Below are 22,254 nucleotides of genomic sequence, written 5' to 3' on the forward strand. Positions count from 1 at the left end.
ACTTGTGGGAGCGAGCTTGCTCGCGAAGGCGTCGGCGGGAGCGATGCGATAACCCAGTCCATCACCCGATTTTCTTCTCTTCCGGTTTTTGCATTTCCCTGCCCGACGCCTCATCCACCCCCGCCTTGTGCCCGGGGTCCTGGTCATCGAAAAGAATGCTATGGGCCGGGCTGTCCATGTCTTCGTACTGGCCGCTGTCCACGGCCCAGAAGAACACATAGATCGCCACTGCGACGATCAGCAGGGCCACCGGAATCATGATGTAGAGCGCGGGCATCGAACCTCCGGATCCTTCAGGCGGGCAGCGGGCGCGGGTGGGCGACCAGGGTGGGGGTGGCTTCCGTCAGCCCGACGCGGGTCAGGCGCAGGGCATTGAGCACCACGATCAGCGAGCTTGCCGACATGCCCGCTGCCGCCCACAGCGGCGTGACCCAGCCAAGCGCGGCGAACGGCAGCATGAGGCCATTGTATAGCCCTGCCCACATCAGATTCTCGATGATGATGCGCCGCGTCCGCCGGGCCAACGTGAAGGCCTGAACCAGTGCCGGCAGGCGGTTGGACAGCAGTACCGCATCGGCACTGGTTTTCGCAAGATCCGTGGCCGAGCCCATGGCCACGCTGATGTCCGCCGCAGCCAGCACCGGCACGTCGTTGACGCCATCACCGAGCATCAACACCTTGTGGCCCTGGGCCCGGAGCTGCTTGAGCCTCTGCAGTTTGTCATCGGGACGCAGGCTGCCATGTGCTTCGTCGATCCCAAGCTGGGCCGCGACACTGGCGACCATGGGCGAGCTGTCACCCGACAGCAGCACAGTCCTCCAGCCTCGCTGCCTGCAGGCGTCGATCAAGGCGGCTGCGTCGTCGCGCAGGCGATCGTCCAGCACCAGCCACGCCAGTACCTGCTGATCGTCACCCAACAGCAGCCATTGGCCGGCTTGCTCAGGGGTTGGCGGAACCGCACTGCCGCTCAGGGCACAGACAAAAGCCGGCTGGCCGATGCGCAGCAGGCGCCCGTTGACACGGCCTTCGAGCCCCAGCCCCGGGGTATTGCTCACTGAATCGGCTGTCAATGGCGTATGGCCGAAAGCGCGGGCGATGGGGTGTTCGGACCGGCTTTCCAGCGCGGCCGCCAGCGACAGGCACTGATCGTTGTTCAGCGGCCCCAGACTGCGAATGGCCCGCAGAGTCAGGCGGCCCTCCGTCAGGGTGCCGGTCTTGTCGAAGATCACCGTGTCGATCTGATTCAACCCTTCTAGCACATGCCCTCGAGTCAGCAGCAAACCCTGGCCGTGCAGGGTGCCGGTGGCGGTGGTCAGCGCAACCGGCGTGGCCAGCGACAGCGCGCAAGGGCAGGTGGCGACCAGCATCGCCAGCACGATCCAGAATGCGCGGGCCGGGTCGATCTGCCACCAGATCAGCCCCACCACCACCGCAGCCACCAGCGATATCAACAGAAACCACTGCGCGGCCCGGTCGGCAATTTGCGCCAGCCGGGGTTTTTCCGACTGCGCCCGTTCCAGCAAACGCACGATGGCCGAGAGCCGAGTGCTTTCACCCAGGGCCAGGACTTCAACGGTCAGCACGCTGTCCACGTTCGAGGTGCCAGCCGTGACAACATCGCCCACGACGCGAGGCTGGGGCAGGTACTCGCCTGTCAGCACCGATTCGTCGATGCTCGACTGGCCGCTGATGATCCTGCCATCGGCGGGCAAGATCGCGCCCGGATGCACCAGCACCCGATCATTGAGGCGCAGTTCGCTGAGCAGAATGCGCTCGCTCTGTCCGCTTTCGGTCAAACGCAGGCAGGAGGCAGGCAGCAGGTTGACCAGTTGCCCGGTGGCCGCAGCGGTACGCTCCCGGGCGCGACGCTCCAGATAGCGCCCGGTCAGCAGGAACAGCGCGAACATGCCCACCGCATCGAAATACAACTCGCCGGTGCCGGTGATCGCGGTCCAAATGCCTGCGCCATAGGCCAGGCCAATGGCCAGCGACACCGAGACGTCCATGGTCAACTGGCGGGTGCGCAAGTCACGCAGGGCGCCCTTGAAGAACGGAGCGCAGCTGTAAAGCACGATGGGGGTTGTCAGAAACATCGCCACCCAGCGCAGGATGGTGTGCATCTCGGGGCTGAGGTCGATATTGAATTCCGGCCAGGTGGCCATGGTCGCCATCATCGCCTGAAACCATAGCAGCCCGGCGACGCCCAACTGGCGCAGGCTGCGGCGGTTTTCCCGGGCCAGTTGCTCGGTGGCCTGGTCGGCCTGCCAGGGATGGGCGGCATAGCCGATGCTGCGCAGCTCAAACAGCACCTGACTCAGGGGTAGCTCGGCGTCGTTCCAGCGCAGATAAAGCCGATGGTTGGACAGGTTCAGCCGCGCTTCGACCACGGCGGGCAACGTGCGCAGGTGTCGCTCGATCAGCCAGCCGCAGGCCGCGCAACTGATGCCTTCGATCAGCAGCGTGGTGTCGGCCAGGTCCTCGGCATGCCGAACGAAAGGCGCCTGCACATCGGGGCGGTCATAGAGCGCCTGTTCTTCGAGCAGTTGCGCGGGCAGGGCCTGAGGATTGACCGAGGCTTCGCTGCGATGGCTGTAGTAGCTTTCCAGGCCGCCCGCGACGATGGCCTCGGCCACTGCCTGGCAGCCCGGACAGCAGAACGGGCGGGACTCACCGAGTACGACGGCACTGAAACGATCACCGGGCGGAACGGGCAGGGCGCAATGAAAGCAGGGGGTTGGGGCGTTCACGTCATCACTTCTTTTCGGCACCCTGCAGCGGCTCGTCACCCAGGATCAGGTCCTTGTCACGGGTCACCGATTCTTCCTCGAACAGGCGCCATGTCTGGCTGTTCTCCACGCCCAGCAACTCGACGAAGCGACGGCCTTCGACCCGGTCACTCATCTGCCCGACGTAGCGCCCCGGTTGTGCGGGGTTGCGCGCCAGGATGATCTTGCGATCCTTTTCCGGCTGGGTGGGGGAGATCAGGTTCAGCACCAGGGTCTCCGGCTGGCTGTTGCCGGTCAGGCGCAGGTCGGCCTCGCCGGTGAGGTCATCCAGGGTCACGGTGGCGCGCAGTTTCAGGGTTTGCGCCAGCAGTTCGCGGTCCAGGGAACGGTTGATGCCTTTGCCTGCTTCGTAATAGTTGTCGTTGACCAGGTTGTCCGGGTTGTCCACGGCGATGGTCACCATCGCCACGGTCAGGCCTACTGAACAGGTCAGCATGCCGATGATGATCCATGGCCAACGATGTCGGTACCAGGGGCTTGCAGCAGTCGCTACGCTCATGTGTGACGTCTCTCAACGAACTTGTGGGCCGATGAATCGGCTCTTGGCTTGTACTTCGGTGCCGCTGTTTTCGATGTCCTTGAGGATGAAGTGGATCTCGTTGGTGCTCGACGGCAGTCGCTCAGGCGACACCGACAGCTCCACCGGCATGGTGAATATCTCGCCGGCGGCCACCTTGATTTCACGCCGGCCCTGCAGCTTGAGGTCGGAAAGCCCGGTGGCGTCGAGTACGTAGGTGTGGTCGATCTGATCCTTGTTCATGATCTTCAGGCTGTAGACGTTCTCGATTCGCCCTTCGGCGTTCTCACGGTACAGCACGCGGTCCTTGCTGACGTCGAAACCCACCAGCGAGCGCATGAAGAACGCCGCAGTCAGCACGCCGATCATCACCAGCAGCACCGCCGCGTAGCCGATCAGGCGCGGGCGCAGCTTGTTGGTTTTCTGTCCGGACAGGTTGTGTTCGGTGGTGTAGCTGATCAGGCCGCGAGGGTAGTTCATCTTGTCCATGATGGTGTCGCAGGCATCAATGCACGCGGCGCAGCCGATGCACTCGATCTGCAGGCCGTCGCGGATGTCGATGCCGGTGGGGCAGACCTGCACGCACATGGTGCAGTCGATGCAGTCACCCAGTCCCTGGGCCTTGTAGTCCTGGTCTTTCTTGCGCGGGCCACGTTGCTCGCCGCGGCGTGGGTCGTAGGACACGATCATGGTGTCCTTGTCGAACATCACGCTCTGGAACCGCGCGTACGGGCACATGTAGATGCACACCTGCTCGCGCAGCCAGCCAGCGTTGCCGTAGGTGGCGAGGGTGAAGAAGCCGACCCAGAAATATGACCAGCCATCGGCCTGGCCGGTGAAGAAATCAACGGTGAGTTCGCGGATCGGCGAGAAGTAGCCGACGAAGGTAAGCCCCGTGACCAGCCCGATCAGCAGCCACAGGCCATGCTTGGCCGACTTGCGCACGAACTTGTTGGCGCTCATGGGCGCCTTGTCCAGTTTCATGCGCTGGTTGCGGTCGCCCTCGGTGACCTTTTCGCACCACATGAACACCCAGGTCCACACGCTCTGCGGGCAGGTGTAGCCACACCACACGCGCCCGGCGTACACCGTGATGAAAAACAGCCCGAAAGCGCTGACGATCAGGATGCCCGACAGCAGGATGAAGTCCTGCGGCCAGAAGGTGGCGCCGAAAATGTAGAATTTGCGCTCCGGCAGGTTCCACCAGACCGCCTGATGGCCGCCCCAGTCGAGCCAGACCGTGCCGAAATACAGCAGGAACAGCACGATCCCGCCGCCAATTCGCAGGTTGCGGAAGATCCCGGTGAACGCCCGGGTGTAGATCTTCTCCCGGGAGGCGTAGAGATCGACGGTGTCACTCTCTTTGTGGGGCGGCGGAGTGACGTTGTGAACCGGTATTTGCTCGCTCATTGCGGCGTGCTCATCGAACCATCACGTGGCTGTGGAAAATGCCTTGGCCAGTACGTGCCGGCCAGGGTCATTGCTTGTTGTTGTGCCGTTCATGATACCCCTGTGACTTTAGTCCAAGGCAGCGGTGTCTGGTCGCTCGGGGCATGGACGGTGTTGCGCGTTGATGCAGGTCAAAAGTGGCAAGGTCATTCGGAATGCGTCGGGCACTCGAACTGCCGCTACGAAATTCCAACTCCGTAGGGAGCGCGCTCTTCGTTCAACTGACTGAGCCAGGGGTTCAGCACTGCAGCGCCGCTCCCCGAGAAGTCGGCGGTGTTGCGGGTGACCACCGTCATGCCATGCACCAGGGCTGTGGCGGCGATCATTGCATCGTATTCGCTGCGAGGATCAGGAACGTGCAGGCGGGCGCATCTGGTGGCGACGGACGCATCTACAGGCAGAATTCGCCCCGCGAAGGCTGGAAGCAAATGATGCTCCATCCAGCTCCTGAGCAATCCCGATTGAGCCGGGTCGCGTCTCTCAAGCCGAAGAATGCCGGTCTCAAGCTCAAGGACCGTGACCGCGCTGATGTACAGGCTGGGCGCCGGGATCTGCCGGGCCCATCTCAATACATTTGGCGCTGCCTTCTGATTCTTTCGCAGCTCCGAAACCACGTTGGTGTCGAGCAGGTACATCAGGACAGATCCACTTCACGCGGCAATATCGGCGCGCGTCGTGACTCGAAGTCGATGTCTTCGATGCCGGGCATTGCGAGCATGTCGACGATGCTGAGCGAGCCGCCGGCGAGTTTCTGGTAATCCTCGATGGTGAGCAGCACATGCGCCGGACGACCCCGGTCAGTGATGAAGACCGGGCCCTCTTTCGTCGCCTTCTTGGCGCCGCTGGTATCCTGATTGAACTCGCGACTTGAAATAGTGGTGATCACAGGCGATAGCTCCTTGCTGTTGTAGCAATGTTTCTACGTTTCGATTTTATGGATGTTATGCCTGTCACGACCATCTCTCAACAGCGAATGTGTAACCAAAGAAAAACCCCGTCAGTTGACCCTGACGGGGCCTCCAGATGCATCGTTCCTACTCCTGCGCGTCCGCCGGCTTATTCCCATGAGACAGGCTATACACATACGCCGCCAGCAAATGCACCTTGTCATTGCCCTGCAGCAATTCCTGGGCAGGCATCTGGCCCTGGCGGCCGTAGCGGATGGTCTGCTGCAACTGCGCGAAGCTTGAACCGTAGATGAACGCGCCCGGGTGGGTCAGGTCAGGTGCGCCCATGGCGGGAGTGCCCTTGCCTTCGGGGCCGTGGCAGGCGACGCAGTTGCCGGCGAAGATTTTCTGCCCGTTGACCGGGTCTGCCTTGGCGTCGTCTGGCAGTTTGCGCCCATCCAGTTTCGTCAGCACGAAGGCCGCGACGTCCCGCACACCCTGATCGCCGACCACTTCACCCCATGCCGGCATGACCGCATGACGGCCACCCATGATGGTGGTCTTGATGGTCTGCGGATCACCGCCCCAGCGCCAGTCGGCGTCGGTCAGGTTGGGGAAGCCGTAGGCACCCTTGGCGTCCGAGCCGTGGCACACCGAACAGTTGGAGGCGAACAGCCGGCCACCCATTTTCAGGGCTTGCGGATCCTTGGCCACATCTTCGATGGGCATGGCCGCGAATTTGGCGAAGATCGGACCAAAACGCGCATCCGACCGGGACATTTCCTTTTCCCATTCATGCACGCCGGTCCAGCCCGGCTGGCCGTTGGAGAAGGCGATCTTCTTGTCGTTGTCGACGTAGTCGTAGCCCGGCAACAGGCCCTTCCAGTTGCCCAGGCCGGGGTACAGCGCCAGGTAACCGAGGGCGAAGATGATGGTGCCGATGAACAGCATGAACCACCACTTGGGCAGCGGGTTGTCGTACTCCTCGATGCCGTCGAAGGAGTGGCCGACGGTCTCGTCGGTGGTGTCGGCGCGCTGGCCCTTGCGGGTCGCCAGCAGCAGCCAGGTCAGGCAGAAGATCGTGCCCAACGACAGTACGGTGACGTACAGGCTCCAAAACGTAGTCATTCTTTGTTGCTCCTGGAAGCTTGCGCTTGCTCGAGGTGCTTGATGGCCTCGGGGTCGTCGGCAAAGGGCAGCAGGGTCGCGTCGTCGAATTCAGCCTTGCGCCGGGGGCTGAATACCCACAGCGCCAGGCCGATGAAGGCCACCATCACCACGACGGTGCCCAGGCCTCGAATCATTCCGATATCCATGGCGATCACCGTTTGCTCTTGATGATGGTGCCCAGGCCCTGCAGGTAGGCCACCAGCGCATCCATTTCAGTCTTGCCCTTGACCGCGTCACCGGCCTTGGCGATGTCGTCGTCGGTGTAGGGCACGCCGAGGCTGCGCAGCACTTCCAGCTTGCGACCGGTCAACTTGCCGTCGAGCTTGTTTTCCACCAGGAACGGATAGGCCGGCATGATCGACTCCGGCACCACGTTGCGCGGGTTATACAGGTGCGCGCGGTGCCAGTCGTCGGAGTAGCGTCCGCCCACCCGCGCCAGGTCCGGCCCGGTGCGCTTGGAACCCCACAGGAAGGGGTGATCCCAGACGCTTTCGCCGGCCACCGAGTAGTGCCCGTAGCGTTCGGTTTCGGCGCGGAACGGCCGGATCATCTGCGAGTGGCAGCCCACACAGCCGTTGGCGATGAACACGTCGCGGCCTTCGACTTCCAGTGCCGGACGCGGCTTCATGCCTTCGACCGGCTTGTTGGTCACGTCCTGGAAGAACAGCGGGACGATCTGCGTCAGGCCGCCCACTGCTACCGCGATGACCATGAAGATCGACAGCAGGCCGATGTTCTTCTCAAGTGATTCGTGCTTGATCATCAGTGCGCTCCCACGACAGCGATCTGGGCGGCTTCTTCGGCTTCCTCGGTGTTCGACGCACGCACGGTGCGGAACACGTTGTAAGCCATGAACAGCATGCCGCTGGCAAAGAACGCACCGCCCAGGGCACGAACGATGTAACCCGGATGGCTGGCTTGCAGCGCTTCGACAAACGAGTAGGTGAGGGTGCCGTCATCGTTGATCGCACGCCACATCAGGCCCTGGGTGATGCCGTTGACCCACATCGAGGCGATGTAGAGCACGGTACCGATGGTCGCGAGCCAGAAGTGGGTGTTGATCAGCGCGATGCTGTGCATCTGCGGACGCCCGTACAGGCGCGGGATCATGTGGTAGACCGCGCCGATGGAAATCATCGCCACCCAGCCCAGCGCACCTGCGTGGACATGGCCGATGGTCCAGTCGGTGTAGTGCGAGAGCGAGTTGACGGTCTTGATCGCCATCATCGGCCCTTCGAAGGTCGACATGCCGTAGAACGCCAGCGACACCACCAGGAACCGCAGGATCGGGTCGGTGCGCAACTTATGCCAGGCGCCGGAGAGGGTCATCATGCCGTTGATCATGCCGCCCCAGCTCGGCGCCAGCAGGATGATCGACATCACCATACCCAGCGACTGCGCCCAGTCCGGCAGCGCGGTGTAATGCAGGTGGTGGGGGCCGGCCCAGATATACAGGGTGATCAGCGCCCAGAAGTGCACGATGGAAAGGCGGTAGGAGTAAATCGGACGCTCGGCCTGTTTCGGCACGAAGTAGTACATCATTCCCAGGAAACCGGTCGTCAGGAAAAAGCCTACGGCGTTGTGCCCGTACCACCACTGGATCATCGCGTCGGTGGCGCCCGAGTAGGCCGAATAGGATTTGAACAGGCTCACCGGCAGCGACATGTGGTTGACGATGTGCAGCATCGCCGTGACCACGATGAAGGCCCCGTAGAACCAGTTGCCGACGTAGATGTGCTTGGTCTTGCGCTTGACGATGGTGCCGAAGAACACCGCCGCGTAGGTGATCCAGACGATGGCCAGCAGGATCGCGATTGGCCACTCCAGCTCGGCGTATTCCTTGGTGGTGGTGTAGCCCATCGGCAGGGTGATGATCGCGCCGATGATGACCGCCTGCCAGCCCCAGAAGTGAAACGCCGCCATGCCGTCGCTGATCAGGCGCGTCTGGCAGGTTCGCTGCACGACATAGTAGGAGGTGCCGAACAGTGCGCACCCGCCGAAGGCGAAGATCACAAGGTTGGTGTGCAGCGGGCGAAGGCGTCCGAACGTGGTCCATGGCAGACCAAGGTTCAAGTCAGGCCACACGAGTTGTGAGGCGATGAAGACACCGAGCCCCATGCCAAGGATCCCCCAGACCACCGTCATGATGGCGAACTGGCGGACTACCTTATAGTTATAAGCAGTCGGACTGATTGCTGTGCTCATTCTAAGGTTCCACGGTTTGGGTATTTTATTAGTGTGGTAACGGCCGCAACATCGAATAAAGCGTAGACGTTTTGCCGCGCAACAAGCGCAAGACGAGGTCGACGCAAACACGGGATGCGGTTTTTTCGCGACTCGCTGCGCTTGGTTGCGCCAGGCAGAGTTGCCGGAGTGGGCCGAAAGGGCGGGAAAACAGGGCGAGTGAGGCGGCGCGCGTGAATGCCGAAAATTGTATACAGCCCTTCGGGTGACATACCGGGCCGCGCGGTCTGCCTGCAAGAGGGTGTGGAGGTCGTGCACAATCCTTTCACTGATCCTGTGGCCAGCTGTTGCCGGACCACCGTGCACGCAAGCTTAGACGCGAACGGCTCGCGATGGAAGCCACAAGAGCAAGAAGTTTGACACCTCGCCGGGTGCAGGGGGGTAATCACCGCGCCACCTTGCGGGGCGCGGTGAACATCGACTTCTGGCCTACGCTGAAACGTTTCTCTACCTGCTTTCCCTGTACTTCGGTAGAGTGTTTCTACGCCAAAAGTTGTATACAAATGCCGATGACAATTGCACTTTTTGACTGCCCAAAAATTTGGCCCGAGCTGGCAGGTCAGGCCGGTGATCGTCACGGTTGATCGACCGGCACCGGAAAAATCGATGCAATCCGACGATGAATCCGCCCGGTTGCGTGCGGGTTGGGGCGCCCATGGCGTCGGTGCTTTTTTCCGAAAGTCCTGGCAGGTTAGTTTCAGGAAGCTGAACCGCGGCTGTCGCCCAGGAAAGTCCGGCGCGGCTGTCTTTTGCCTGGAACGCTTGGGCATAATGGCGCCCTGCAATCAAGTTCATGGGTCGAGACAAGCATGAACAAAGGACACGCGGCGAGTACTGACGCCGATCAATGTGCGCACCTGGCGCAGGTGCAGGGCTGGTTGTGGAATGCCCCGGCAGAGACCGTCGGCAACCAACCGGCCACGCTGATCCTCGCCCATGGCGCGGGTGCTCCCATGGACAGCGAGTTCATGAACGACATCGCCCAGCGCCTGGCCGCACTGGGTGTCGGCGTGTTGCGCTTTGAATTTCCCTACATGGCCCAGCGCCGGATCGACGGCGGCAAGCGCCCGCCCAATCCCAAACCGAAGCTGCTGGAGAGCTGGCGCGAGGTCTACGGGGCCGTGCGACCGCTCATCAAGGGCCGCCTGGCCATCGGCGGCAAATCCATGGGCGGGCGCATGGCCAGCCTGCTGGCCGACGAGTTGCACGCCGATGCGCTGATCTGCCTGGGCTACCCGTTCTACGCCGTCGGCAAGCCGGAGAAACCCCGGGTCGAGCACCTGGCCGAGCTGCACACACCGACCCTTATCGTCCAGGGCGAGCGCGATGCGCTTGGCAATCGTGAAGCGGTTGAAGGCTATTCGCTGTCACCGGCCATCGACGTGCACTGGCTGCCCACCGCCAACCATGACCTCAAGCCATTGAAGGCAGCGGGCATCAGTCATGCCGCCTGCCTGCAGGAAACCGCCGAGCGCATCGCCAGTCGTCTACTCGGCTGATGCCTCGGCTGCAGCGGCCTGCGAGCACCAGACATCGAACTGACCGTCGGCGATCAACAGCCCTGCCGACGGCATGTCGATGTGAAAGGTGCCGCGCAGGTGACCCGTCTGCACGTCGCATTCGAGCAGGGTGACCGAACCCTTCTCGAAGTCCTGCGAATGATAAAGCTGCGCAAACTGCCGGGGCGTGACGTGATAGATCGCCGACAAGCGCTCGTCACGCACCAGGTCGTAAGTGCCGGGTTCCAGGCTCTGGTCGATGAACATGCCCAGCACCGTGCGGCGGTGGGCGACCTTGCCCACCGCGTGAATCTTCCAGATCTTGTGCCTGCGCTTGCCCGTCAACTCCGGGCGCAGGCAGGAAAAGGCAGATAACTGCCTTGGGGTGAACGGCTTGCCGTTTATGGTGGCGCTGAGTTCGCAGGCTGTGTTGCTCGCGCTGTGAGTCGGTGTGCCGGTGGAGCCTTTCATGGGCGTCGCTCCCTTGTCGCTTTTATATAGGCGCCTGGCACTGCTGGCCAGGTCGTGTCGAAGAGGGCGCAATGCCGCAGGCACAAAAGGCCTGCGGCATTGCGCAAGGCCAGCCGTCAGCGAATGCCGATGGCCGAAATCACGCTGTAGGTGTAGCCATCCAGCTCCATGCCGCTACCCAGGGCTTTCTGGTAATAGGTCTTGCCAAATGGCGACAGCTTGGCCAGGGTCGATGACCAGTACAGGTCCTTGACCAGGGGCCAGTTGGCCGCCCACATACCGTGAATCTCCCGCAGTTCCTGGATCGACGGCAGCCGGGCCTGATTGTTGCCAGCCTGTGCGCCTGCCTGGCCGAAATTGCCCTTGCCCAGCTCGATGCAGTGGATCACCCCCGTGACGGTCACTGCGTAGGACAGCGACTGCCCCGCAGCATCGGCCACGGTAATGGTGGTCGTGCCCTTGCCGCGGACGCTGACCAGCCCGGCCTCACTGACCTGGGCCACCCGCGGATCGGCCGAGGTGTAGGTATAGGGCGCCGTCCCGCCGCTCGCCTGGCGCTGAACCGTGGTGCCGCCTGGCATCGTCGGCAGCGCGTCGGGGCGCGAGGGCACCAGGTACACCTTGCCGCCCAGCGTCACCGGCGAGGTGTCCAGGCTCAGCGGGTTCTGCACCCGCAACGTGCGGCGCTCGGAGTCGCGTACGTTGCCGCCACGGCTGACCTGATAGCTCAATGTCGCCTGTGCGCCGGCACTGGCGGTAATCAGCGCCTTGGGCAACTGGAACACCAGTTCAGTGCCGCCCGTGGCCTCCTGCTCGACGGTTTCAAAGCGCGAGGCACCTTCCCAGATCACCTTGACCCGATCACCGGCGCGTACCTCATAACGCGCCCGCACCGTCGCACCGGCCTCTGGAATCAGCCCCGGATTCACCACACCGTCCTCCTGCACGGTGTCCATGGTCGGCGCCGGAAGCACCGATGCGCTCATCACCCGCACCGAATAAACCTCCGAATCCTGCGAGGTGCCATTGGCCCGGATCACCTGATACGACACCGCCACCGTCTGGCCGTCGTTGGCATCGAGCAGCGCACGGGCAAACACCACCGACAGCGCCTTGCCGGCATCGTCCTGGGTGATGGACTTCTCTTTCTGGTCGCTGCCGTTGGGACCGTTCCAGCTCAGGTTGACCGTATCCCCCTGGCGCAGATTGGCTGAATCCGCGATCACCACCGTGGCGCCGTTGGGTGCGTTGGCGGGGTCAAGGATGTCGTTTTCGGCTTCGAGGATGGTGGGCAGGGGGAGGGGGCCGCTCTGGTTGGCGCTGACGGGCAGCATCAACGAAGGCGAAGTGAAGAACGCACGGCTGAAGGTGTTGACGGTGTAGTGGATCGCCACCGAGCCACCCGCGAGCAGGCTGACCTTGTCGTCCGGAATGAAGAAGTCCATCGGCATGCCGGCAGCACCTGCGGCGACGGTCTTGAGTTCATCGAACATCACATTGGCGCCGCTTTCGGTCTTGCCCATCCAGTACAGATGAACGTCGTTGCCCTCTGCCATGAAGTAATACACAGGCACCTCGACGCGAACGTTGAGCGAGGCCGGATCCAGCACCCCGCCGTTCTGTTCGGCAACCGGCACCCTGGGCAGCGGCAACTCCATGGGCTGGCCGATGATTTTCAATTGCAGGCTCTTGGAGCGCAGCGTCACACCGGCCGCCTTCGTCACCTTGTAATACAGGCGAGCCCGGCCTTGCGCGATCGGCTGGAACTGCGCATTGGGGACCACGAATTCGTGGAAGCTGCCTGCGCCGGGAATGGTTTTGCTCGCGGTGTAGGTCTCGAGTGCCATGCCCTCGGCCGTGCTGCGTTCCATCGACAGCACCAGCTCATCGCCAGGTCGAATGTCCGGATGGGCGATGACCAGCACCTGCACATCGGCACCGGCCAGTTGATCGAGATCCAGTTCCATTCCCGGCGCTTGCGGGGTGATCGGCGCGGGCAACGTGGACTCTCCCGCCTCGACCGCCACATAGGTCGGCAGGGACCAGCGCGACCAGTTGTTGACGATGTCGCGGATTTCGTAGCGCACCTCCAGCATGTCCGAGTCGCCGGCGCGCTCGATGATCTCTTTGCTGACCGGGATGACCAGTGGCTGACCGACTTGCTGGGCGTCGGTGATCTCGGTGCGGATGATTTCGCCATGCCAGGACAGCGCGATCCGGTCACCCACGAACATGTTCATGTAGGCGGCAATTTCCACCGTCACGCCTTCAGGCGAGGTGATGATTCCTTCCGGAAACACTTTCGGCGTGGCCAGTCGCTCGTTTTCCCAAGGTGTGGCCGGGTTGGTGTCAGTGCCGCCCGGGATGGTCAGCTTGACTGGCACCACCGCAGGGGTGGACGTGTTTTTCTGCCCGCCGATGGGTTTGGTTACCTCATAGAAGAGGGTGATGTTCGTTTCGTGGATGAACTTCTGGTCCAGCGGCAGGACCACGAAATTGAAGAAACCGGGTGACAGGTCTTCTCGCTTCACCGTGTAGTTGAAGGCCAGTGCGTCATCACAAAAAAGGTCGATGATGTCGCCTTCGGCAATTTCAAGATAGGGCCCGACGCGCACGGAGAGTGGCACCTGGGGGTCGAGTGTGTCGGCATGACCGATACCGCTGGGGTCATGCAGGTTCTGCATCGCCGGAGCGGGCAGCAGTGCTCGAATCGCATCGTTCATGAGAGTGTCCTTGTCTTCATGTAGACGGCGGGCCCGCAGGCCCGCCTGGGGTTTAGCGGCAGCCCTGCCCGGGAATGGACATGGTGATGATCACGTTGGTGGTGATCGAGTTGACGATCACCCCGTTCGGACCTTCGACGCGGTAGTAGGCCTCGCCGCGGCCTTCGCAGATCAGGCGCAACTGCTGGGCCGAGACGCGGAAGATGTAGCCCTGTTGCTGCTCCAGCTCATCCATGACATGGGTGAACTCAAGGCTCGCGCCCGGCACCGGCGTATCGGGATTGCCCCGGGCGTAGCCATGGAACACGATGCTCACGCGCGGGTACTTGTCGGCGTTCAGGTACGGGCGAATGAAGATCGGCGTGCCGTCAGGACTGTTGACCGGGCTGATGGCGTTGTTCTGGTTGGCGTTGGTGAACACCGGGCCAGCCAGGCCACCGGGACCACCCGGCAGATCGCCCACGGAGCGCACGATCACCGGCTGCGTCGGTGAACGCGACGTGTTGGGGTTGCCGGCGTGGCTCACCGTGTAATAAACCCGGATCGCGTCGCCGGTGCCTTCGGCCGTCATCAACGCATTGGGGATGGTCAGCAGCAGGTCGCGGCCGACATCGCTGGAGCGCAGGGTGTAGGTCACAGGCGTCGCTTGCGAACCCCAGTACAGGCGGAACACATCGCTGATGGCGAACTCGTCGCGCCAGCCGATCACGGCATTGGCTTCCAGCAGGAAGTCGTCCTCGTCGATGACGTTGTCCTGGTTGTCCGGGTTGTCGCTGGTGCCACGGATGATCGGCAGGGCCAGCGCCTCGTTTTCCGGGGTTTCAGGGTCCGGATCCTGAGGGCCGGGCAGGGTCAGGTTGACGTACACCGGCAAGCCCAGCGACGTCCCCACCAGCCTGCCGCCGCGACGCACTTCGTAGCGCAGCTGAACATCGCCGTCGCCTGCCAGGGCGATATGGGCGTACGGCACGTTCAGGGTGAACACCGGGTCCGAGGTTTCATCGCCGGGTTGCAGCGGCACTTCCGGTAGGGCATTCGCACCCCAGTACAGAGTGATCCTGTCTCCAGGCTGCGGGCTTGGGTACTGCGGAATGTCCACCGCCACCTTGGCACGGGCATCGGCGTCGTCGATCACGCCATCCTCCGACTGGCGGCACAGCGGTGCCGGGTAGTCGTCGGGCACCTGCGTGAGGTACAGCTGGAAGGTCTTGGACAGGGAGTTGATCGAGACATTGCCGGCTCGGTCGGTCACGGTGTAGTACACCGGCTCCTGCACATCGCCCAGGCTTTCGAGGAAAGCGCGGGTGAAGTTGAGCAGCACGTGATCCTCGCCCACTTCCGGGACGGTGACCGTGTGCTCCGGGCCTGCCACCGAACCCCAGAAAGTGCGGATCTGGTCGCCCCAGGCCATGCCCAGATAGCCTGGCACGTCGGCCACCAGCACGTTGCCCATGCCGGTCAGCTCGTCGGAAGTCAGCACGCCGTCATCGGTTTCTGGCGGGAACTCCATTCCGGCCAACAGCACGCCGCCCGGTGCGGTGCGGTCTACGATCAGCGGGACTGTCGGGGAAGGAGAGAACTGCTCACCGATGTCGTTGATGGCCGCGTAGCCCACGGTATACACCCCATCGTTGGCCAGCAGCGCCGCAGGGATTTCCAGGGTCAGGGGGTCGCCGGGCTGTTCGGTGTCGATGGGTTTTGTTTCACCGACTCGCACGCCGTTCCACATCAATTGGTATGAGTGCTCGGGAGTAGCTTCATCCCATGCCACGAATTCCATGACCACAGGCTGTTGCAGATCTTCGAGGGTGAGCAAGCCATCGACAGGGTCGGCAACCGGCACAGTGGGTTGGGGCAGTTCACGCGGTAAGTTGCGGGTGACGAGGGAACTTCTAGTTGAATGACACATTGTATTTCTCCAATTAGCAGGCAGCCGAGATCCTTGTTTGAACGGGCTGCTGCAAGTTTTATGAATAACCGAAGTTGTCGGTTATCGAGTGGTGTAGCGATGAATCCGATCCGCGTATCCAGTGAGTGTCGCAAGTGTCTCGTTGTACGGGATGATTTTTAACTAATAGGAGTTGTGAGTGACTGTCAATAGCTGTGTGCAGTAAATATTTACTGTCTTGATTTTATAAGTGAGGGTCAGGTGCAACTGATTGGAGGTGAGCGTCGATCTACATACACTTCACCGATTAATGAAGTAGCACTGCCGTAATCATTCCTGATGCGATACCGGGTTTTTAAACGGCCAGTGGTAATCCGCTCCAGAAATAGAGTCGGAATGTTTAAATGGATGCCGTTCATGAACTGTTGTTCATCTACGGTTGTAGAAAGTATCAACGCAGCGGATTCAATGGGCTGGCCTTCGATGAAGCTATCTAAGCCTTGCAGGCTCAACTCGATTCGGTCGCCGATTCGCATATTTCGATAGGGCTGTATCAGTACCGTTGCGCCTTCGACGATGGCGGGAAGCCGCAAGGTGTGGGTTTCATCGGCCTCATTGAACAGCGCGCCTTGCAGCCCGTTCTCGCCGCCGGGCAACTGCGCCTGGCGCACCACCCTGACCAGTTGCGTGGCGGAGTGTGAAAGGTTCGGGTTGCCGGCATGGGTGACCGTGTAATGCACGGGGATGGCCCGCCCCACGCCTTCGCCGACGATCAGCCCGTTGGGCATGCAGATCACCAGGTCCGCTGCGGCGTCCAGGTCGTTCTGGTCCAGGGTGCGCACCACCGGCAATGGCCAGGATCCCCAGTACAGCTGGATCCGGTCACAGGGCTGGAACCCTGTCTGCCAGGCGATGACCACAGCGGCGTCGAGCAGGTAGTCCTCTTCATCGAGGAAGTTGGCCTGCCGATTGGGGTGGTCACTTTTGCCGTGCACCTGAGGAGCTGCCAGCTGTTCATTGATCAGCGTTTCGGGCATCGGGTCCTGGGGGCCGGGCAGTGTGACGAACACGTTCACCAGTCGGCCGGGGGAGGTGGCGCGATTCTGTCCCTCGCGCCGCACCTCGTAGCGCACCTCGATGGCACCGTCACCAGCGGCCATGACCGTGGCGAACGAAACCGGTATCGAGGCCACCACCTCCAGCGCTGCTGCGGCCTCGCTCAACACCATGCCCGGCAGCGCCTGTCCGCCCCAGCTCAGCAGGATCACATCACCGGCCTGGGCATTGCCGTAGTGGGGAATCAGTACGTCCACACCGTGGCGGACATCATTGTGCGTCAGCAATCCGTCGACCGCCTTGGGCACGAGCGGTGCCAGCAGGTCATGGGGATGGTTGCGCAGTTGCAACCGCAGGTGGGCAGGCTCCGAGACGACCGACAGGTTGCCCGCGCGGTCGGTGACGGTGTAGGTCACTGCGATGTCGCCGTCGGCCAGCTGCTCCAGAAAGCTGCGCTCGAAAGTGAAGGTGATGTCGCTGCCGCCCACTTCCTCCGCGGTGAGCACGCGCACCGGGCCCGGTTGATCGCCCCAGTAGGTGCGGACCACATCGCCCCATTTGGCGTCGAAATAGCCGGGGAGCCTGGCGGTCAGGATGTTGCCTGCTGCGGCCAGCGACTCTTCGGTCAGTGGCAGTTGATGCGAAGCAAATAGGAGTGGAGCAAGGAGGTCGCCGCCGGGTGGGGTGCGGTCTACGATGAGAGGTATGGTGGGAGAAGGGGCGAATTGTCCGCCAACGTCATTGATGGCGGCGTAGCCGATCTGATAAACACCATCTTTGATCAGGTATGGACCTGGTATGTCCATCGTCAGTGGGTCTCCAGGCTTTTCATTGACAATGGCGAATTCGACTCCCGTTCGCAAGCCGTTAACCATTAATTGATAGGAGTGTTCCGGACTAGCCGTTTCCCATGCTGAAAAGGTTAGGGTAATCGGTCTGTCGAGTGCCTCGAGCGTTAGTAAGCCATCTACAGGGTCGGTTTGGGGGATGGAGGGGGTAGGAAATTCATAATAACGTGATCTTTCGTTCACGTTGTCGATCGTTTCTTTTTTCATAAAATAATCCTCGTTAAGTTGGTCAGGTCGCGTGGGAATGCCGAAATTTGATAACTCACTCGTTGTCTGAATGTTCTGTATATGTGCACCGCTTTTCATATGCCGGTGGTACATATGTATATTCTTGCCGGGCTCAATACCAGAGGGTTTTAACGGTAGAGAAATGTCCTACGCCTCTATCGGACCGACCATGGCTGTTTGTAGGGCGGATGAAGCGTCTGTAGGACCCAGACCACTTTTTGCCAAGAGCAAGGGGGGCCGGGTGCCGGACTCTTCAGGTCGCCGTACCCTGTCCATGATTTCACCCTGCCCGCTCTTTTTAAGGGAGGGTTCTCTAGGTGAAAAACAGAAGCAGAAAACGCGGCGGCGTCGCAAGGCATTGGCAAGTGGCAGGAGTGCTGTGCGGAGTCTCGCTGGCCGCTCAGGGGATGGCTGACAGTAGAGTCATCGGTGCTTTGCCGGGGGCGATTGAGGTCCCTGCGAACACCGTGGTCAATATCGATCAGGCCACAGGGCTGGAGTATCACCTCATGGGCAGGCAGGCGACCCTTAACCTGCTGCCAGGGGCGATGGTCAATAACGTCATAGCTGCGACAGAGGATAATTCTGCACTCAATATCCGTGGAGGCATCATTGACCAGCAAATCGACGGGTCGAACGTGAAGGCGGCTGTTTACCTGACCGGAGGCAGATTGGATGCCGATGACGCCACCATCATAAGCCGCGTAAAGCCTGGCATGCGGCTGGGTCAGGGGGTGCGATTGGGGACGTTGGCGACTGTCAAGAACAGCTTCGTAGCCGGTCTGGGTGCAGGCATCCATGTGGCCAACAGCGAATTGACGCTGGCTAATTCCGAGGTCATCGGTATGGCGGATGGCAATGGATCCGGCGCGGGCATTGTGGCCGCAAGCGGGAAAGTTGCAATCTCTGCCAGCAGTCATGTAGAGGGAGAATTGATCGGCCTGTCCGTGGTTGGGCCAGGCAAGCAGGGTGGCACGGGTGTTGAGGGCGGGCCGAGTGTGATTGTCGTTGATGATGCCCGGGTGACCGGCACCATGGGCCCCGCCATATCCCTGACCGCCAGCCTAACAACCCAACCCAAAGCCACCATCACCCTGCAAAACAGCGCCGAACTGCGCTCCGGCAATGGCAACCTCATCGAGGTCCACGACAAGGGCGAGCTTGACCTGATCGTCGACGACAGTCGCCTCAAGGGCGATCTCTTCGCCGCCGAGGGGGCGCGGATGGATGTGGTGCTGCAAAACGAAGCGCGGCTTTCCGGCAATGTGCAGAACCTCAAGAGCCTGACCATCAACTCCGATGCCCGCTGGCGCTTGATGGGCGACAACAGCGTGCCGACCTTGAAGCTTGGGGCGGGGCGGGTGAGTTTTCGCGGTGAGGGCTTCAATACCCTGACCGTGGGCGAGCTGTCCGGGCGCGGGGTGTTCGACATGCGCATCAACCTGGACAACGCCACCGGCGATCTGCTCAACGTCACCGGCCAGGCCAGCGGTTTCCACCACGTCAACATCGCCAACACCGGGGCCGAGGTGGTACCGGAAAACTTCGAGGCGTTGCGCATCATCCACACCGAAGGCGGCAATGCAGATTTCGAACTGGGTGGCGGGCGTGGCCGCGCCGACCTCGGCGTCTATTCCTACGCCCTGGAGCAGCAAGGCAACGACTGGTTTATCGTCGGTTCCGGCAAGACCATCAGCCCCTCGACCCAGAGCGCCCTGGCATTGTTCAACGTCGGGCCGACGATCTGGAACAGCGAGCTGACTACCTTGCGCAGCCGCATGGGCGAGGTGCGCGGGCGGGAAGAGGGCGGTGGCTGGATTCGCAGCTACGGCAACCGCTTCAAGGCGTCGCTGGATTCGGGCGTGGATTATCAGCAGAAGCAGCACGGCCTGTCGTTCGGTGCCGATGCGCCGGTGCCAGTGGGTGACGGGCAACTGCTGGTGGGTCTGATGGGCGGTTACAGCAAGTCCAGCCTGGACCTGAGCCGCGGGACGTCCGGCGAGGTGGACAGTTACTACCTCGGCGCTTATGGCACCTGGCTGTCGAACGATGGCTACTATCTGGACGGCGTGCTGAAGGTCAACCAGTTCCATAACAGCTCGAAAGTGGCGATGAGCGACGGCGAGAAGGCCAAGGGCGACTACAGCAACCGGGCCGTGGGTGGTTCTGTGGAGTTCGGCAAGCACATCAAGCTGGCCGATGACTACTTCGTCGAGCCCTATGCGCAGCTGTCCGGCGTGTGGATCGACGGCAGCAGCTACACCCTGGACAACGGCCTGCAGGCCAGGACCAGCCAGACCCAATCGGTGCTGGGCAAGGTCGGTACTTCGGTCGGGCGGCAGTTCGCGCTCAAGGACGGCGGCGTCCTGCAGCCTTACGTGCGGGTGGCGGCAGCCCATGAGTTCTCCCGCAACAATGACGTGAAGGTCAACGACCAGCGTTTCGACAACGATCTGTTTGGCTCGCGGGCCGAACTGGGCGCTGGCGTTTCGGTGTCGCTGTCCGAGCGTCTGCAGGTGCATGCCGACTTCGATTACATGAAGGGCAAGCATGTCGAGCAGCCGTGGGGCGCGAACGTCGGGTTGCGCCTGGCGTTCTGACCCCCTGATGGAGCGTTGAAGTGAGCCCCGGCGACAGCGATGTCGCCGGGGTTTTTGCTTTGCGGCTACTGGATGCGCTTGCGGCGGCGGATGGCGCGGGTGCGGTCCGGCGGGGGTGGGCCGATGTGGTGGTCGCCAACCAGCATCAGGATCAGGGTTTCGGACACGCCCACCAGTTTCGAGCGGCGCAGCACCTCATAGGAAACCTCCACCAGACCATTCTTGCTGCGACCCAGGTGTGCGCCACTGAGGTAACGCGTCTCGCGGGGCCCGGTACGGCCCCTCGGTTCGCCGATGACGCTGTAGTAGGTGGTGTTGCCCCAGCGCAGCTTGAGCTGATCGCCTGCCCACAGCTTCGGTGAACGCGGGATATTGATGCGAATGCCTTCAAGCAGCGCACTGCGCGGCAGCATCTGGGATTTTGCCTCCGACACCAGGGGCGCGGCGAAGATGGGCTCGATGTTCAGCTCATCGGCACTCGGACAGTCCAGGCGTGGGACATTGGCCAGGAAGGAGGAGTAGCTGGCGATCACTTCCCGGGTGATCTGATCGATGGAGCGTACGGCTTGCAGTTCCTCGTACAGCGGGACGCAGGAGGGGTCGAGTGTCGATGGATCGAACGCCTGAGTGTCGATCGCCCTCATGTTTTCCATCCATTTATTATCGGTGTTGGCAGTGGCCGAAGGTAAACCTTTGGGCAGCAGAATGTCCTTTTCGTCTTCCATGGAAGCTCCTTTGAATAATGAGTGTGCTCAGCGTTTAAAACGTTCGGACGATACGGCTGAAGTTGTAGGAGTCGGCGTCTCGGGCGACTATGTTCAATTCGAAGAAAGCACTTGTCAATCTTGCGGGTTGCAGAGGTTATACATAGCGTCGCGGGAAAATAGAGCCCTTGATTAATGGTCTTGAATGTGAAGGTTGTGGTTTTGAAGCAATTTTTGGCTGTGCATGACTATATATGTAGGGTCTGTTTGTGGGTTGTTTGTGATAGCGTCTGACAGGCTTCTGAAAATGCTGTAGGAATAAGGGAAATAAGACGAATAAAATAAATTTTGCTAAACGATGGTTGTTTAAAATCCTGCAAGTTCTCAACGCATACGCATGGAGAACTTGCACTGGTGTATTCAAATGAATGGCAAATTATATGGTTACAATTTAAGTGTCATGGCTACCGACAGCGAGCCAACGGACTGATTGCCGGCTCGGTCCGTCACTTGGTACTCGATGAGCGCAATGTCAGCGTCGAGGGTCTTGAGGTATTCGCGTTCGAAGGCGATCTCGATCGGGCGCAGGGTCAGTTCGCCCGGTTCCACTTGATGGGTTGGGCCGAGGACCCCATTGCACAGGGTCTGGATGAGGTCGCCGGGCTCCATGCCGGCGTAGCCGGGGAGCATGCCGATGAGTTGATCCCCGAAGCTTGCGTTCGGGAAGATCATGGGCGCGAGTAGGGTCGCTCCCGGTGGAGTGAGGTCGACTTTTAGCACGATGGACGGAGAGTCCGCGCTGAGTTCGGTGTTCGGGCTCGTGATCCTGTAGCCCAGCCTATACGTGCCGTTGTCTGAGAATAGCGTGTTATCGATGTCAACCAAAATCACGTCCCCGACCTTATCGTCGGAGGTGATGGTGCGAATATCTCCCTTGGGATGTCCATTGAGCATCAATTGAAAATAATTACCAGGCTCGGCGGACTCCCATACCCTGACTCTGACTGGAATGGGAGCGCTCAGATCGGCTGTTTTCAACAGTCCATCCTCTGGGGCGGCAATATTAACCACAGGTGGGGTAAGTGGAATGACTTCCTGCAAATTTACGTCTTTCATGGCGTTCTCCATCTAGCACCCGAGAATGTCTGAGACAATCAGGTAAGTGCCTGCTTAATCAGTGTCGT

General features: G+C 61.3%; 18 protein-coding genes. 2 read left to right on the forward strand and 16 right to left on the reverse strand.

Features of this window, described 5'->3' with window-relative positions; all coding sequences use genetic code 11:
* Positions 1 to 61: 61 nt before the first annotated feature.
* From ccoS to ccoN, 10 genes are all read right to left on the reverse strand, one after another.
* Positions 62 to 277, reverse strand: coding sequence for a cbb3-type cytochrome oxidase assembly protein CcoS (gene ccoS, locus NPS29_RS08335; protein ID WP_274131921.1), 216 nt, complete (start codon positions 275 to 277; stop codon positions 62 to 64).
* Between the two features lie 16 nt (positions 278 to 293).
* Complete coding sequence (locus tag NPS29_RS08340) at positions 294 to 2,747, reverse strand: heavy metal translocating P-type ATPase (protein WP_274131922.1); 2,454 nt, start codon at positions 2,745 to 2,747, stop codon at positions 294 to 296.
* 4 nt (positions 2,748 to 2,751) lie between these two features.
* Positions 2,752 to 3,285 (reverse strand): FixH family protein, encoded by a 534-nt coding sequence (locus NPS29_RS08345; RefSeq protein WP_274131923.1) that lies wholly within the window; start codon positions 3,283 to 3,285, stop codon positions 2,752 to 2,754.
* A gap of 12 nt (positions 3,286 to 3,297) precedes the next feature.
* Positions 3,298 to 4,713 carry a cytochrome c oxidase accessory protein CcoG gene (gene ccoG, locus NPS29_RS08350; RefSeq protein ID WP_274131924.1) on the reverse strand — a complete coding sequence of 472 codons (1,416 nt, stop codon included), beginning with the start codon at positions 4,711 to 4,713 and terminating at the stop codon, positions 3,298 to 3,300.
* 218 nt (positions 4,714 to 4,931) lie between these two features.
* Positions 4,932 to 5,387: a type II toxin-antitoxin system VapC family toxin gene (locus NPS29_RS08355; protein ID WP_274131925.1), complete on the reverse strand. Its 456-nt coding sequence runs from the start codon at positions 5,385 to 5,387 to the stop codon at positions 4,932 to 4,934.
* Complete coding sequence (locus NPS29_RS08360) at positions 5,387 to 5,638, reverse strand: type II toxin-antitoxin system Phd/YefM family antitoxin (RefSeq protein ID WP_274131927.1); 252 nt, start codon at positions 5,636 to 5,638, stop codon at positions 5,387 to 5,389. The genes NPS29_RS08355 and NPS29_RS08360 overlap by 1 nt, the downstream gene beginning before the upstream one ends.
* Before the next feature lie 148 nt (positions 5,639 to 5,786).
* Complete coding sequence (gene ccoP, locus NPS29_RS08365; RefSeq protein WP_274131928.1) at positions 5,787 to 6,767, reverse strand: cytochrome-c oxidase, cbb3-type subunit III; 981 nt, start codon at positions 6,765 to 6,767, stop codon at positions 5,787 to 5,789.
* Entirely contained in the window at positions 6,764 to 6,955 is a 192-nt protein-coding gene (locus NPS29_RS08370; RefSeq protein ID WP_081569091.1) for a cbb3-type cytochrome oxidase subunit 3, read from the reverse strand. Before NPS29_RS08370 ends, ccoP begins: the two co-directional genes overlap by 4 nt.
* Before the next feature lie 5 nt (positions 6,956 to 6,960).
* Complete coding sequence (ccoO, locus tag NPS29_RS08375; RefSeq protein ID WP_274131932.1) at positions 6,961 to 7,572, reverse strand: cytochrome-c oxidase, cbb3-type subunit II; 612 nt, start codon at positions 7,570 to 7,572, stop codon at positions 6,961 to 6,963.
* Positions 7,572 to 9,014 carry a cytochrome-c oxidase, cbb3-type subunit I gene (ccoN, locus tag NPS29_RS08380; RefSeq protein ID WP_274131934.1) on the reverse strand — a complete coding sequence of 481 codons (1,443 nt, stop codon included), beginning with the start codon at positions 9,012 to 9,014 and terminating at the stop codon, positions 7,572 to 7,574. The genes ccoO and ccoN overlap by 1 nt, the downstream gene beginning before the upstream one ends.
* Before the next feature lie 848 nt (positions 9,015 to 9,862).
* Here ccoN and NPS29_RS08385 point away from each other — a divergent pair.
* Positions 9,863 to 10,552 (forward strand): alpha/beta family hydrolase, encoded by a 690-nt coding sequence (locus NPS29_RS08385; RefSeq protein WP_274131936.1) that lies wholly within the window; start codon positions 9,863 to 9,865, stop codon positions 10,550 to 10,552.
* Here NPS29_RS08385 and NPS29_RS08390 read toward each other — a convergent pair.
* From NPS29_RS08390 to NPS29_RS08405, 4 genes are all read right to left on the reverse strand, one after another.
* A complete protein-coding gene (locus tag NPS29_RS08390) occupies positions 10,541 to 11,023 on the reverse strand; it encodes a hypothetical protein (protein ID WP_274131938.1) in 483 nt (160 codons plus the stop codon). The genes NPS29_RS08385 and NPS29_RS08390 overlap by 12 nt on opposite strands.
* A gap of 116 nt (positions 11,024 to 11,139) precedes the next feature.
* A complete protein-coding gene (locus tag NPS29_RS08395; RefSeq protein ID WP_274131940.1) occupies positions 11,140 to 13,746 on the reverse strand; it encodes an Ig-like domain-containing protein in 2,607 nt (868 codons plus the stop codon).
* 52 nt (positions 13,747 to 13,798) lie between these two features.
* A complete protein-coding gene (locus NPS29_RS08400) occupies positions 13,799 to 15,655 on the reverse strand; it encodes a hypothetical protein (protein ID WP_274131942.1) in 1,857 nt (618 codons plus the stop codon).
* Between the two features lie 236 nt (positions 15,656 to 15,891).
* Positions 15,892 to 17,745 carry a hypothetical protein gene (locus tag NPS29_RS08405; RefSeq protein ID WP_274131944.1) on the reverse strand — a complete coding sequence of 618 codons (1,854 nt, stop codon included), beginning with the start codon at positions 17,743 to 17,745 and terminating at the stop codon, positions 15,892 to 15,894.
* Between the two features lie 428 nt (positions 17,746 to 18,173).
* Between NPS29_RS08405 and NPS29_RS08410 the strand changes: the two genes are divergently transcribed.
* Positions 18,174 to 20,366, forward strand: coding sequence for an autotransporter outer membrane beta-barrel domain-containing protein (locus NPS29_RS08410; protein WP_274131946.1), 2,193 nt, complete (start codon positions 18,174 to 18,176; stop codon positions 20,364 to 20,366).
* 65 nt (positions 20,367 to 20,431) lie between these two features.
* Here NPS29_RS08410 and NPS29_RS08415 read toward each other — a convergent pair whose 3' ends face one another.
* Together NPS29_RS08415 and NPS29_RS08420 are read right to left on the reverse strand one after the other, a co-directional pair.
* Positions 20,432 to 21,091, reverse strand: a complete 660-nt coding sequence (locus NPS29_RS08415; protein ID WP_274131947.1) for a hypothetical protein — start codon at positions 21,089 to 21,091, stop codon at positions 20,432 to 20,434.
* A 423-nt stretch (positions 21,092 to 21,514) separates the two neighbouring features.
* On the reverse strand, positions 21,515 to 22,186 hold the full coding sequence (locus NPS29_RS08420; RefSeq protein ID WP_274131948.1) for a hypothetical protein: 672 nt from the start codon (positions 22,184 to 22,186) through the stop codon (positions 21,515 to 21,517).
* Positions 22,187 to 22,254: the final 68 nt, after the last annotated feature.

The organism is Pseudomonas putida (genome assembly GCF_028682175.1).
GTDB classification, from domain to species: Bacteria; Pseudomonadota; Gammaproteobacteria; order Pseudomonadales; family Pseudomonadaceae; genus Aquipseudomonas; species Aquipseudomonas putida_AD.

Coding starts and splice junctions, on each gene's coding strand:
- ccoS (WP_274131921.1), bottom strand. CDS start 277: ATGCCCGCGCTCTACATCATGATTCCGGTGGCCCTGCTGATCGTCGCA.
- NPS29_RS08345 (WP_274131923.1), bottom strand. CDS start 3,285: ATGAGCGTAGCGACTGCTGCAAGCCCCTGGTACCGACATCGTTGGCCA.
- ccoG (WP_274131924.1), bottom strand. CDS start 4,713: ATGAGCGAGCAAATACCGGTTCACAACGTCACTCCGCCGCCCCACAAA.
- NPS29_RS08355 (WP_274131925.1), bottom strand. CDS start 5,387: ATGTACCTGCTCGACACCAACGTGGTTTCGGAGCTGCGAAAGAATCAG.
- ccoP (WP_274131928.1), bottom strand. CDS start 6,767: ATGACTACGTTTTGGAGCCTGTACGTCACCGTACTGTCGTTGGGCACG.
- NPS29_RS08370 (WP_081569091.1), bottom strand. CDS start 6,955: ATGGATATCGGAATGATTCGAGGCCTGGGCACCGTCGTGGTGATGGTG.
- ccoO (WP_274131932.1), bottom strand. CDS start 7,572: ATGATCAAGCACGAATCACTTGAGAAGAACATCGGCCTGCTGTCGATC.
- ccoN (WP_274131934.1), bottom strand. CDS start 9,014: ATGAGCACAGCAATCAGTCCGACTGCTTATAACTATAAGGTAGTCCGC.
- NPS29_RS08385 (WP_274131936.1), top strand. CDS start 9,863: ATGAACAAAGGACACGCGGCGAGTACTGACGCCGATCAATGTGCGCAC.
- NPS29_RS08390 (WP_274131938.1), bottom strand. CDS start 11,023: ATGAAAGGCTCCACCGGCACACCGACTCACAGCGCGAGCAACACAGCC.
- NPS29_RS08395 (WP_274131940.1), bottom strand. CDS start 13,746: ATGAACGATGCGATTCGAGCACTGCTGCCCGCTCCGGCGATGCAGAAC.
- NPS29_RS08400 (WP_274131942.1), bottom strand. CDS start 15,655: ATGTGTCATTCAACTAGAAGTTCCCTCGTCACCCGCAACTTACCGCGT.
- NPS29_RS08405 (WP_274131944.1), bottom strand. CDS start 17,745: ATGAAAAAAGAAACGATCGACAACGTGAACGAAAGATCACGTTATTAT.
- NPS29_RS08410 (WP_274131946.1), top strand. CDS start 18,174: ATGGCTGACAGTAGAGTCATCGGTGCTTTGCCGGGGGCGATTGAGGTC.
- NPS29_RS08415 (WP_274131947.1), bottom strand. CDS start 21,091: ATGGAAGACGAAAAGGACATTCTGCTGCCCAAAGGTTTACCTTCGGCC.
- NPS29_RS08420 (WP_274131948.1), bottom strand. CDS start 22,186: ATGAAAGACGTAAATTTGCAGGAAGTCATTCCACTTACCCCACCTGTG.